Here is an 11,573-nt window from a genome sequence, read left to right as displayed (position 1 = left end):
AACCATTCTCATCTGCTCACCAGAAAAATACTCATGGACGCCAGGAAGAGGACCACGCAGCAATAGGCCAGCGCCCTGCCCGGCATGCCGCGACGATAGATGAGCCACAACAGCACGGAGTAACCCAGCGTCAGTAAAATGACAATAACTGTTTTTGCCGTATGGATGGGCAAATTCCCCTGCCAGCCGAGCCATTCCCCTGCCAGAAGCAGGACGAAGGCTACCAGCAGGAGGCGTTTCATGCTGGTTTCCAGCGTGCGGATGGGCGGCAGAAGACGGCAGGTGCCGGGGATCTGCCTTCTTTTCAAGCAGGCGTCCTGCATGCAGAAGGCCACGCCCGCGGCGGCGGCCAGTCCTCCGGCTCCGTAAGACATCATGACCACCCCTACATGGGCGGTCACCCAGAAGTCATGCGCGCCCTGCACATCCGGACCGAACAGGCCGATCAGCAGGGAGAGGGCCGTCAGCACGGCAATGGCGGGCGCCGTAAAGATGCCCAGGACGGACATGCGGTACGCACGGCCCAGAAGGAGGTAGAACAGGTTGATGGTCCAGGAAAGAAAGAAGATGACTTCCGACGCTCCCCGGATGGGGCACATTCCCGTCTGGTACGCCTTGACGCAGAGTGCCCCCGTTTGCAGGGCCAACAGGCACGCCATCCACAGGTGGGCGTACATGAATCTGCGCCCGGAGGCAAGCAGGCGCCAGCCCAGTCCCGTGAATGCAAGGGAGAGGACGAGGGATGCCAGAGCCCACCAGTTGTCGTTCATATCCGTTAAGAAGAGAGCTCAGGAACGCAGATCCCGTTCAATCACGGCATAAGCCTGGTGGTTGTGGATGGATTCAAAGTTTTCCGCTTCCACCCGGTACCAGCTGAATGCGGAGTGGCTCTGCGTTTTCAGCGCTACGTTGCGCACCAGGTCTTCCACAAAGACGGGATTTTCGTATGCCTTTTCCGTCACCCATTTTTCATCCGGCCTCTTGAGCACGCTGAACAGGGAGCAACTGGCGCAAGATTCCACCAGGTCAATTAGGTCTTCAATCCAGACGGGCCGGGAGGCAAAGCGCACGGAGTAGGTAACGATGCCGCGCTGGTTGTGGGCGCCGTAGCTGCTCATGGCCTTGGAACAGGGGCAGAGGGTCGTTACGGGCACCACGACGGTGAGCTTGAAGTCCGCCAGCCTGTCGCCCGCCTCCGCTTCCATTTCAAAACGGACTACATAGTCCATCAGGCCTTCCCTCCCCGTGACGGGAGCCGCCTTGGCCCGGAAGAAGGGGAATTCCATTTCCACATGGGAACGGCTGGCGGAAAGCCGCCCGAGCAGTTCACGGGGGATGGAGAGCGCGGTATGCACGTCCAGGAGGGGGCCATGCTGGTGCAGGGCTTCCACAAAACGGCTCATGTGCGTTCCCTTGAATTCTTCCGGCAGGTCCACGGCCAGGGAGACCGTCGCCACGGTGGATTGAATCCGGTTGAGCTTGTCCTGTATCTGGATGGGGAAGCGCAAGCCTTTGACGCCTACGCGGTCAATGGAGATGTTGCGGGTGTCCGCCTCCGACTGGGTATCTTTCAGTTCCTGCATACGGAAAGGGATGGTGGCTGGAAATGAAACGGGAGTTTGCCCGGTACTGGACAAACTCCCGCCTGTAAAGACAATTTCTTACCGAAAGAGGTTTCCCCTGGGCTTGTTACGGCAGAAGGTTGATCGCGCGGGCCCGCTTGATTTCACGGGTGATCTTGCGGTGCATTTTGGCGGACAGCCCGGTCACGCGGCGGGGAAGGATTTTGCCGGTTTCAGAGGTGAACTTGGACAGGAAATCAGGGTTGAGCAGATTGACCTGGTCCATCGGGATGTCGAGACGGCGGCGCGGCATCTGGCGATTGCACGTGCGGAAACGAATACGACGTTCTACAGTCTTGGGTTCAGTGGACATAATAATAAGAGATAGATAACTAAGCCGGCAGGTTAGCGCATTTCACGATGAAGCGTGCGGCGCTTCAGGAAAGGGTTGTACTTGACCTTTTCCAGACGGCCGGGAGTACGCAGGCTCTTCTTGTTACGCGTGGTGACGTAGCGGGACGTGGGCTTTCCTTCGGCTTTGGCCTCTGTGCATTCGAGGATGATGATGTCTCTAGGCATGATGAAAATGTGTTACGGGGGAGGATTTATACACTATTCTTCATCATCGTCAAGAGAAACAGATAAATCTACATCATTTTGTCCTCCCGCAAAGCCGAGGGCCACCCTGGGGCGGAACCGGGCGTTCTGCCCTTTTTCCTTTTCCCACTGCGCCTGGCATTCCACGGTAAGCCGGGCGAACGGAATGGCTTCTAGCCGGGGGATGGGGATGATCTTGTATGACATTTCACAAATGCCGTACGTACCGTTGTCGATGCGGGCCAGGGCCTGCTCGATTTCATACAGGCCGTCCTGCTCCTTGGAAAGGAGGCTGAGGGCGAAGTCGCGGTCATAGGCGTCGCTTCCAGCGTCGGCCTGATGCTCTCCGGAACCGGAGGCTTCACTGCCTTCCGGATGGTTGCGGAGGGTGTCCCGCGCCACGCCGTTCATGCTGTCCAGCGATTTGTCGCGCAGGTCCAGCAGGTGCTGGCGCTGCATCTTGACAAAATGTTCCCATTCGGGGTTGGCCGCCAGTTCCGCCTTGGCGGCGGCAATGGCTTCCGTCTGTTCATCCGTAAATTCATTCCGGGCAGGGGCGGGAGCGGGGGCTGCCTTTTTGGCGGGAGCTTTTTTCGCAGCCTTTTTAGGGGGGGATGCCGCGACGGCGGCGGGAGCGGCGGTCTTGGCGCTCTTTTCCAGGTCGGCGTCCTTTTTCTTCCTGCAGCACTTTTTCTTGGGAGCCGCAGCTTCCTTGGAGGCAGTCTTGCTATCGGTTTTCTTGGGAGTAGGCATATGAAGTGTATCTATGGGCTGAGGTTGATGATGTTTGACGAATAGAGGGCTGCACCGCCCAACTGACTAGACTATGAGACACTACATGCCCGCAAATGTTCATTCAAGAAAATTCAGCTATGAAGCAAGTCATTCTTTTCCCCTGCCGGGAAGGCTGGATTCTTCCGTTTTTTAACGGGCGAGTACTTGTTTTAACCTTTTCATCGCGCCGCTCAATTTCTATATTGCTATTATATGACAGCTTCAACCATTCCCTCCATCGGCATCGACTTCGGGGGCACCTCCATCAAGCTGGGCGTCGTCCGGGGAACGGAAGTGATCGCCCACGCGCCTTCCATCGCCACCCAGGAGTACGGCAACCCCGACCAGCTGATTGAAGCCATAGCCCAGTTTGTGAACATGCTGCGCCTGAACCACCCGGAAGTGCAGGCCATCGGCATGGGGATGCCCGGATTCGTCAATTTCTACCAAGGCACCGTTTATACGCTCACCAACGTTCCCGGCTGGAACAACGTTCCGGTCAGGGAGATGCTCCAGGCTGCCTGCGGACTGCCGGTTTATGTGGAGAACGACGCCAACTGTATGGCGTATGCGGAATGGAAGCTGGGCGCAGGAAGAGGGATGAGGCACCTTGTCTGTCTGACGCTGGGAACCGGGGTTGGAAGCGGACTGATCGTGAATGGGGACCTGTTGCGCGGCGCCACCTGTTCAGCCGGGGAACTGGGCCAGACCAGCATCGACTACCGCGGCAGGCTGGGCCATTACGGCAACCGCGGCTCCCTGGAAGATTACGTAGGCAACCGGGAGATTGCGGCGGATGCCAGAACCCTGTATGCCAGCCACGGCATTGACAAGGCCATTGTGGACTGCAACCCCATCGCCCTGGAGCGCGCGGCGCTGGCCGGGGACGAAGTGGCCGCCCAGGTATGGAGGGATTTGGCTGTGAAACTTTCCTGCGCCCTGATGAATTGCTGTTATCTCCTGAATCCGGAGGCGATCATCATCGGCGGAGGGGTGGCCAAGGCCAAAACACTGCTGTTCGAGCCGCTCCAGGAGATCATGAGAACGCAGCTTGCCGCCCCGCTGGCGGAGAGCCTGACGATCCTTCCCGCCCAGTTCGGCACGGAAGCCGGCATTCTGGGATCCGCCCATCTGGCTCTCAATACCCACTTCGGCGAAACATTCCGGGTCTGATCACGTGTCCTCCCAGATACTCAAACTTGCCGGCAAACTGGGACTTTCCCCGGACCAGGAAAAGGATTTTCTGGAGGCCATGCAGGCGGGGAACCGCTCCCGCAGCGCCCTGGTCATCACCCCGAAGGCTCCGGAAGATTACGTTCCGCCCGTTCCGTCCGATGCCGTTCCCCGGTCCTGGAGCCATCCCCGCGTCATTGTTCTGCCGGAGAGGGATGCGGTAGCCAAACCCGGTTCCCTGCCGGATTACGGGCAGGGATTTTATTACCCTCTGGACCTTTCCTCCGTCTGGGAAACCGCTCCCCTGGCGCATCTGCCCTTCCGTCCGGAGCGCTGCCTGGACATGTGCGCCTCACCGGGCGGGAAAAGCATTCTGGCACAGGCACGGGTTGCTCCGCGGGAACACATCGCCAACGAGGTGCATCCCCGCCGGCTGGGCATCTTGCGGCACAACCTGCTGCGCTGCGGATTCCTGAACCTGTACACGCAGCGGCTGCGCCCGGACCAGTGGGCGGAACAGGCTCCGGGCTGTTTTGACCTTATCCTTGCGGACGCTCCGTGCAGCGGACAGTCCCTGCTCGCCAAGGGCATCCCCAATCCCGGATGTTTCCACGCAGCCGCTACAGGAGGGAATGCCAAGCGCCAGAGGGGCATCCTGCTGGCCGCCCTGCAATGCCTGGTTCCCGGCGGTTTCCTGCTGTACACCACCTGTACCTACGCCCCGGAGGAGAATGAACGCAACGTGCTGTACCTGCTGAAGAGGCATCCGGAACTGGAGACCGTTTCCGTGCCGGAATTGGAGCCTTTCCATTCCGGCCTGACGGAGGAAGCCTGCTACCGCCTCATGCCTTTCCACGGCGCCGGAGCCGGAGGCTTCACCTGCCTGCTGCACAAGAAAGGGGAAAAGCCTCCCCTGCCCCCCCTGGCGGATGAGTTGCTCGCGTGGCCCATCCATACCATGAACTCCCAAGTATCATGAAGATAGGAATATTCTCCGACATACACGACCGTACGAACCATCTGGAGCAGGCTATGCACCGGATGCTCCGGCTGGGTTGCGGCCATTTCATTTTCCTGGGGGACTGCACCACTCCGGAGAGCTTCCGGCGCCTGCTTGAGCTGGCGCAGGGGCTTCCTCTGGACGCCGTACCGGGTAACAACGATTACGACCTTCTGGCCATGCACCAGATGGCGGCCGCATCCCCGGCGGCGCGGTTGCATCCCGAACTTGCCGTCATCACCCGGTACCGCATGAAGCTTTCCCTTTCCCACTATCCCAGGTACGCCTGGCAGGAAGTGCGCAAGGGGCATGTGGACGCCGCCCTTTACGGCCACACCCACCAGGCCCTGCAGGAAATGGCCGGAAATTGCTTGATCGCCAATCCAGGAGAATTGCAGGGCAGGACCGGCCGCCTGGGATTCGGCATCCTGGATACGGATTCTCGCACCATGAATCTTCATACGCTGGATTTCAAGACGCCATGACCCGCCTGAACGTTTGCTGCGCCCTGATCACGCTGTCCTCCGCGCACGGCCCCCTGCTCCTGGCCGCTAAAAAGGCATGCGGACAATCAAACGGGCTGCTGTACGAATTCCCCGGCGGAAAACTGGAAGCCGGAGAAGACGCCCGCGATGCCATCGTGAGGGAAATACGGGAGGAACTCGGCTGCGCCATCCGCCCGCTGTGTCCGCTGGCTCCCGTCCTGCACCGGGAGAAAGACCGGACCATACGCCTTATCCCGTTTCTGTGCGAACTGGAGAAAGGCCGCCTGCCCATTCCCCTGGAGCACGAAAGCTTGGGATTCTTTTCCAGCCGTTCCCTCCCTTCCCTGCCCTGGGCGCCGGCGGACCTCCCCATTCTGAAGGAATGGCTAGACCGGAACGCCCGCTGATGCTCCGGCATCGAACACCGTTTCCGCGCCGTTTTCTCCGCAGTCCCGGCATTTCCGCTACCCTGTTCAGGTTCAATTCCTCCTCCGCATGGCCGGGCTCATTCATCCGGCCCATGTCTGAAAAAGGAACCAAAAACATCTTGGATAATCAACCCGCATGGGGTATAAAGGGAATTGGCTGCTGCACTCGTCATCACCCGGCAAAGTGGCCCGAACCGATATTACAGCATAATGGGGGCAGCCCCGGCGCAGGGCTGACTATGTCCTATACGGAAAAGTCAAAACAGCGACGGAAGTCCCCGCTCTATTGAGACACGGGAACGTGGCTCATTGCCGGAGACGGTGCAGCGGTGTCTTTTTTAAAAATGGCGCAAAACCGCCGGACAGGAGGCGTTTAAAAAATTCCGCCCCATATCCGGCCCATCACGGAAAGCATGTTGGAAATGCTTTTCAAGTGCGCGTCCACTTCCTTTCAAGCCCTTGGCAGCCTGAATCCGCTTTCGCGGAGAAAAGGATGGAAGATAAGGACGTTTTTATTCCCCAAACATGGGACAGCCGTCCTTCATCCAATGCCAGACACTGAACGACCGGGCACGCTTCTTCCCTTCTGCGGGAATGTCTAACAAATTTTCCGCCGTGGCCGGTTTTTCCGGAGAAATGGCCGCCCGCTTTTCGGTGGCATATTGTTCCTTCACGGGTATTTCATTGTTCCCGTTTTAAAAGAGGCTATTTCTAGGCCGTTGATTACCTCAAAGATGAAACGTCCGAAACTCTCTCCATTGAATTGAAATGGCCCACAGTCATCCGGTTCCCTCCCCACAGGATTTCATGCAAGCACCGCGCTCCTGCTCCCCGGCATGGGGAGCGAAAGGCGGGCGACAGCGCCTCACTTATGTATCATGGCAGGGATGGGAAAAGATGAAGAAGCTCATTCACAGAGAGTTAACCGAAAATTCAGCAATGGATTCCCGCCCGGAATGCCGTCTTTGACCACATCAAAGACTCCCTGAATAACCAATGATATTTTCTCAATCATGAATTCCATCTGTTCTCAAAAACCAGAAGTCGCCGGTCTCTGGATCGGTGAAACCCTGCCGCCCCTGGCGGAATTATGCATCCGTTCCTACCTGAGCCACGGTATTCCGTTCCGGCTGTTCACTTACCGGAATTATGAAAACATTCCCGAAGGGACCATGGTGCAGAATGCCTCGGAGGTCATTCCCGAAGAACTGGTTTTCCAGCACGACAACGGCAGCCTTGCACCGTTTGCAGACTGGTTCCGCAATACGTGGCTTGAGAGAAAAGGAGGGTTTTGGACAGATCTGGACGTCGCCTGTCTTTCCCCAAACCTGCCGGAACAGCTTCCATGGTTTGCAGAGCAGGAACCCGGGCTGATTGCGGTGGGAGTGATCGGTTTTCCTCCCCACCACCCCGTTATGGAATGCCTGAGAGAGGTCTCGGAAGATCCGGCCGCTCCCATGCCCTGGGATACTCCCGGCGAACTGGTAGCCAAACGGCAGTTCAAAATTGATTTCCCGGATCCGGCTCTCCGCCGTAAACATGCCATGTGGGGGAATGCGGGACCGGAAGGTTTTACCCGGACTCTTTCCTATTTCCAATTGCTAGACATGGCCGATTCAAGTTTAAGCATTTATCCTCTGCATTACACAGTCTGGAGGAATTGCTACAACGGAGCCGTCAAGCTCGATAGCCCCGCTTTGCGGAATTCCTGGGCCATCCATTTGTGGGGCGAGCTGCTCCGGCGCGAACCTGACACGCTGGAAAACGTCCACAAGGAAAGCATTGTGGGGCAATTACTGGATTTGCACATGCCACGGCCCTCCGTTCCAACCTCATCCGGGAACAAAAAAAAGGTATCCATTCTCGTGGGCATCTGTACTTGCGCTAACGCGGAGAAAAAAAGGGAGACCATCCGGAAGACATGGATGGCACAGAGTGTTGCCGGAATCGAATGCCGGTTCTTTCTCGGGAGAAGGGAGGCTCTGGAGAGGGAGGAGGACGCCATCCCTCTCTGGGTGAATGACGATGACGACCATCTGCCGGAAAAAGTCCTGGCTTTTTTCCGGTATGCCCTTGAATATTACGATTTCGACTGGTTGTTCAAGTGCGATGATAATACCTACGTCGCTCTGGACCGTCTGGCGGAATTGGCCGATGACCAATATGATCTGATTGGCGATTCGTCGTTGAAGGCAAAAGGGGCCCCCAGCGGAAGAGCGGGATATTTTCTTTCCAGAAGCATGGTGGAAAACATCGTCGCCTATTCCGATATTCCATCTACCGGAGCGGAAAATCTTATTTTTGGCGAACTGGTCCAGCGGCTGGGGGCAAGGACGCTTGCCAGCGATCGCCTGAACATGAATACCACTCCGTATCCGATGAAGGACAACGATGTGGTCACCGCACGCTGGTCCCCTCCCGAACATTTCCAAGGCACGGAAAATTTTCGGGATTTCTTCCCCGTCACGGTGTATGAAGGCAGGCATGCCCACTGGACGGATTCCCTGCTTTTTTACCGGGACGGCACTTTCCGGAGAGAAAAAACGGGGTGTTCAGGGAAATACATTGCCTATGGCTCAAAAAAATTGACCCTTAAATGGTCAGACTGGCCGGAAGAAATCCTGGTCCGCGACGGGGAAAATTATTCAGGGTTATCTCTTACTTTGTCAAGAAAGCCGGGGCAGCCTGATTTGGCAGCTGTTTTATATCAGGGGCAGGAGTCCGGAAATCTGAACGAACTTTTTTCCGGGATGCTTCTCATCCAGATGGGCTGCGGCGCCAACATACTCCCCGGCTGGATCAATCTGGATCTTCCCCAATACGACATTACGCGTCCCCTGCCCTGGGAGGACGAGTGCGTGGACGCCTATTTTCTGGAACACGTGATCGAACATGTTCTGCCGGCGGAAGCATATGGCTTTTTCATGGAGGCATGGCGCACCCTTAAACCGGGAGGAGTACTGCGGCTGGCTTTCCCGGATTTGCTCCGCATCGCCAAGCAGTCCACTCCCGAATATATCAGCTTCCTGCAGAAAAAAAAGTGGGGAGACGGCTCCCCGGGAAGTGCCGTCCGCAATATTATTGTGAACCACCATCACAAAGCCATCTGGACAATAGACACCATGGTTGCCGTTCTCAAATCCCTGGGGTATGAGGTTTCCATCTGTTCCCTGGGCAAGTCTTCGCATTCCCATTTGCAGGGCATAGAATCGCATGCCTCCCAGCTGGGGCAGGCATTCAATGAGCTGGAAACATCCTGCGTGGAAGCGATGAAGCCTTTTCATTCCTAATAGACTGCCATCCTGTTATGAAATGTGTACTGCTCCAGGCTTCAGGAGAAATTCTTGAAGGAAGCGCCGAATTGAAAGAATTAGGATACCAAGCCGCCAGTTATCCTGTTTCCCAAAGAGTGGAAGAATTGCAGGATACGCGCTGCGATGAGTTTACGGATTTTCTCGGGGTACACGCAGAAGCTTGCGACAAACCCCATGTACGCTCGCTACGTATCTCGTTTGCCTCCATGATTATGGATCCTCAGTTCAACGAGGACGATCTCATCATCTTTGGAGAAAGTGACGCCGCCCCCGTCATCCCGGCGGAAAGGCTGCGGCCCGTTCTTGAGGAAATGGTCAAAAGCCATCCGGAAGTGGATGTTTTCCGTCTTTTTTACGAGCTCAGCAAGAGTCCGTCCAAGCCTCTTTCTCCGGAGGAAAGAATTGAGTTCGAACCTTACGCCACCTCCGGTCATACTGCCGATACCTCCTACGTCTGGGGAACGCATGCCCTGATCATTCCCGTTTCAAAGAGGGAAAAGGTCGCCCGGATTTTTTATACCTGCCGCCTTCCCATTGATATGGCCCTGGAGGCCGCCAATGGAAACGGAGAGCTGTGCATCATGGTGGCAACGCACAATTGCTTTTACCAAAAACCCAGAACCTGCCTTTTTGACAAATCAACCCTGTACAGCTGCAGGGACAGGAAAATGGCGCTCTGCCTGGCTTCCTACAAGCGGTTTGAAGATTTGCAGAGGCAGATTTACTGCATGATGCATCAGTCGTACCGGAATTTTCATCTGTTCGTCGCCGTTAAAGGGATGTCCAGCTTTATCTTCCAGTCCATTCTCATTCCCCAATTCCAGGAGTTCATTGACGAGGGTCGCCTTACTCTGAGATGGTTTCCCAACAAGAACCAGCTTTCCAATTTGGCGGACACCATACGCGGCCTGGACACAACGGATTATGAATTGTTCGTGAAAATAGACGACGATGATTTTTACGGACGGGATTATCTTCTTACCATTAACGAGTTTCATTCGGAAATCCCCCAGCACCATTGTAGTTACTTCAATGACTGGAACTGGGTTCATTACAAGTACGGCGGAATTTCCTCACTGCAAAAGGAATTTTACTACGTTTTCGGAGCATCCATGGTACTCACCCGTTCCGTGATGGAACGCCTCATGGCCTGTGAGGAACATCCCGAAATGATTCATCCCATCGTGCAACGGTGGTACCATATCCCCGGTCATGGAAATATCGGCTTCAGTGAGGATAATTTCATCCATAAGCTGATGCTTGAAAACGGGTACAGCAATATCGCCCCCTTTATCGCCAGGAAGAAGATCACCCATCATATCATCGTGCAGAAGGCCAATGCTTCCGTCACACGGGGATACATGCTGGACGGGGAATTCAGGAAAGCCAACACGAACGTTTCCCATGATGCCGATGCTTTTGAGTATGTTCTCGATCTCCGGCATCCGCAGTGGAACGGCGCCTTCCGGGTGTTCGGAGCACGCGGCAACAGGGTGGACAATGACGATTCGGCGGAGGTTCTTTCCTTTTCTACGGAAAAAATCGTGGTGAAGTGGGACAAGTGGGGAGAAGAGAGTTTTGTCCGCCAGGATGACGGTTCCTACGAATTTCAGCAGACGGAGAAATAACGGGAATCGTAGCCATTCGGTAGGAAACATTTCATGGAATTCCAAATATATCCATGTCCTGGGAAACATGCCTCCAGTTGAATTTTCAAGCCGGTATTTTATTTTCCACAGTTCGCGGCAATCAAATCAATGCTCGCTGCGGCCCATCGGAAGAATCCCATCCCCCGTACATGCCTACAACAGGGAAGCATCTCCATGAAACGGAAACGATCGAATGCGGCAGATTCATCCTTTCCCTGAATCGATTGTATTAACAGAGGAAACGGAATATTCCCTTATTGCAATAGATGCGGCAGGAAGGCCCTTGACTTAACTGATGCCTCCGGCACGGGAAGGCTCAAACGGCCTTTGGCCCGGAGCAGCTTCCCCGTTGTTCATCATGGTCCCTGACAAGTGAAATGGTGAATTCCCCCCTGCAGACTGTGGACGGAAGCGGCCTTCCGTTCACTTCAGAATGAGCGCATGCGGGCATGGAGAATCATGGATTTCAGATGTTCCGCCGCACGGCGTTCCCGTTCCTCCGCCGTACGGATACGGCCAGGACGATGAAAAAAATGAAGCAGTGCGGACAACAAATCAATTAAATCATTCTTGTACATACGGATGGATTGT

11 protein-coding genes are annotated in these 11,573 nt (G+C 55.8%); 6 read left to right on the top strand and 5 right to left on the bottom strand.

Annotation, left to right across the window (positions count from 1 at the left end; all coding sequences use genetic code 11):
- Window positions 1–8 precede the first annotated feature (8 nt).
- The 5 genes from ccsA to OQH67_RS13080 form a co-directional block, all read right to left on the bottom strand.
- A complete protein-coding gene (ccsA, locus tag OQH67_RS09430) occupies window positions 9–770 on the bottom strand; it encodes a cytochrome c biogenesis protein CcsA (protein ID WP_215434894.1) in 762 nt (253 codons plus the stop codon).
- Window positions 771–788: 18 nt separating this feature from the next.
- The gene (folE2, locus tag OQH67_RS09425) at window positions 789–1,583 is read right to left on the bottom strand and encodes a GTP cyclohydrolase FolE2 (protein ID WP_215434895.1); all 795 of its coding nucleotides are present in this window, start codon (window positions 1,581–1,583) and stop codon (window positions 789–791) included.
- A 106-nt stretch (window positions 1,584–1,689) separates the two neighbouring features.
- Window positions 1,690–1,935: a 30S ribosomal protein S18 gene (gene rpsR / locus OQH67_RS09420; protein WP_192907213.1), complete on the bottom strand. Its 246-nt coding sequence runs from the start codon at window positions 1,933–1,935 to the stop codon at window positions 1,690–1,692.
- Window positions 1,936–1,967: 32 nt separating this feature from the next.
- Window positions 1,968–2,141, bottom strand: a complete 174-nt coding sequence (gene rpmG, locus OQH67_RS09415) for a 50S ribosomal protein L33 (RefSeq protein ID WP_022396979.1) — start codon at window positions 2,139–2,141, stop codon at window positions 1,968–1,970.
- Window positions 2,142–2,174: 33 nt separating this feature from the next.
- On the bottom strand, window positions 2,175–2,912 hold the full coding sequence (locus tag OQH67_RS13080) for a TraR/DksA family transcriptional regulator (protein WP_215434896.1): 738 nt from the start codon (window positions 2,910–2,912) through the stop codon (window positions 2,175–2,177).
- Window positions 2,913–3,146: 234 nt separating this feature from the next.
- Between OQH67_RS13080 and OQH67_RS09405 the strand changes: the two genes are divergently transcribed.
- The 6 genes from OQH67_RS09405 to OQH67_RS09380 all read left to right on the top strand — a co-directional run bounded on the left by OQH67_RS09405 (window position 3,147) and on the right by OQH67_RS09380 (window position 10,961).
- Entirely contained in the window at window positions 3,147–4,106 is a 960-nt protein-coding gene (locus tag OQH67_RS09405) for an ROK family protein (protein WP_215434897.1), read from the top strand.
- A gap of 4 nt (window positions 4,107–4,110) precedes the next feature.
- The gene (locus OQH67_RS09400) at window positions 4,111–5,085 is read left to right on the top strand and encodes an RsmB/NOP family class I SAM-dependent RNA methyltransferase (RefSeq protein WP_215434898.1); all 975 of its coding nucleotides are present in this window, start codon (window positions 4,111–4,113) and stop codon (window positions 5,083–5,085) included.
- Complete coding sequence (locus OQH67_RS09395) at window positions 5,082–5,591, top strand: metallophosphoesterase family protein (RefSeq protein ID WP_215434899.1); 510 nt, start codon at window positions 5,082–5,084, stop codon at window positions 5,589–5,591. The genes OQH67_RS09400 and OQH67_RS09395 overlap by 4 nt, the downstream gene beginning before the upstream one ends.
- Window positions 5,588–5,998, top strand: coding sequence for a (deoxy)nucleoside triphosphate pyrophosphohydrolase (locus OQH67_RS09390; protein WP_215434900.1), 411 nt, complete (start codon window positions 5,588–5,590; stop codon window positions 5,996–5,998). The genes OQH67_RS09395 and OQH67_RS09390 overlap by 4 nt, the downstream gene beginning before the upstream one ends.
- A gap of 1,034 nt (window positions 5,999–7,032) precedes the next feature.
- On the top strand, window positions 7,033–9,309 hold the full coding sequence (locus OQH67_RS09385) for a methyltransferase domain-containing protein (RefSeq protein WP_215434901.1): 2,277 nt from the start codon (window positions 7,033–7,035) through the stop codon (window positions 9,307–9,309).
- 17 nt (window positions 9,310–9,326) lie between these two features.
- Window positions 9,327–10,961, top strand: a complete 1,635-nt coding sequence (locus OQH67_RS09380) for a hypothetical protein (protein WP_215458982.1) — start codon at window positions 9,327–9,329, stop codon at window positions 10,959–10,961.
- Window positions 10,962–11,573 lie beyond the last annotated feature (612 nt).

It is taken from the genome of Akkermansia biwaensis, from assembly GCF_026072915.1.
In the GTDB taxonomy this organism is placed as follows: domain Bacteria; phylum Verrucomicrobiota; class Verrucomicrobiia; order Verrucomicrobiales; family Akkermansiaceae; genus Akkermansia; species Akkermansia biwaensis.
Note: the sequence above shows the minus strand (reverse complement) of the source record. Positions and strands in the feature narration are given on the sequence as shown.

Coding starts and splice junctions, on each gene's coding strand:
- OQH67_RS09395 (WP_215434899.1), top strand. CDS start 5,082: ATGAAGATAGGAATATTCTCCGACATACACGACCGTACGAACCATCTG.
- ccsA (WP_215434894.1), bottom strand. CDS start 770: ATGAACGACAACTGGTGGGCTCTGGCATCCCTCGTCCTCTCCCTTGCA.
- OQH67_RS09390 (WP_215434900.1), top strand. CDS start 5,588: ATGACCCGCCTGAACGTTTGCTGCGCCCTGATCACGCTGTCCTCCGCG.
- OQH67_RS13080 (WP_215434896.1), bottom strand. CDS start 2,912: ATGCCTACTCCCAAGAAAACCGATAGCAAGACTGCCTCCAAGGAAGCT.
- rpsR (WP_192907213.1), bottom strand. CDS start 1,935: ATGTCCACTGAACCCAAGACTGTAGAACGTCGTATTCGTTTCCGCACG.
- rpmG (WP_022396979.1), bottom strand. CDS start 2,141: ATGCCTAGAGACATCATCATCCTCGAATGCACAGAGGCCAAAGCCGAA.
- OQH67_RS09385 (WP_215434901.1), top strand. CDS start 7,033: ATGAATTCCATCTGTTCTCAAAAACCAGAAGTCGCCGGTCTCTGGATC.
- OQH67_RS09380 (WP_215458982.1), top strand. CDS start 9,327: ATGAAATGTGTACTGCTCCAGGCTTCAGGAGAAATTCTTGAAGGAAGC.
- OQH67_RS09405 (WP_215434897.1), top strand. CDS start 3,147: ATGACAGCTTCAACCATTCCCTCCATCGGCATCGACTTCGGGGGCACC.
- folE2 (WP_215434895.1), bottom strand. CDS start 1,583: ATGCAGGAACTGAAAGATACCCAGTCGGAGGCGGACACCCGCAACATC.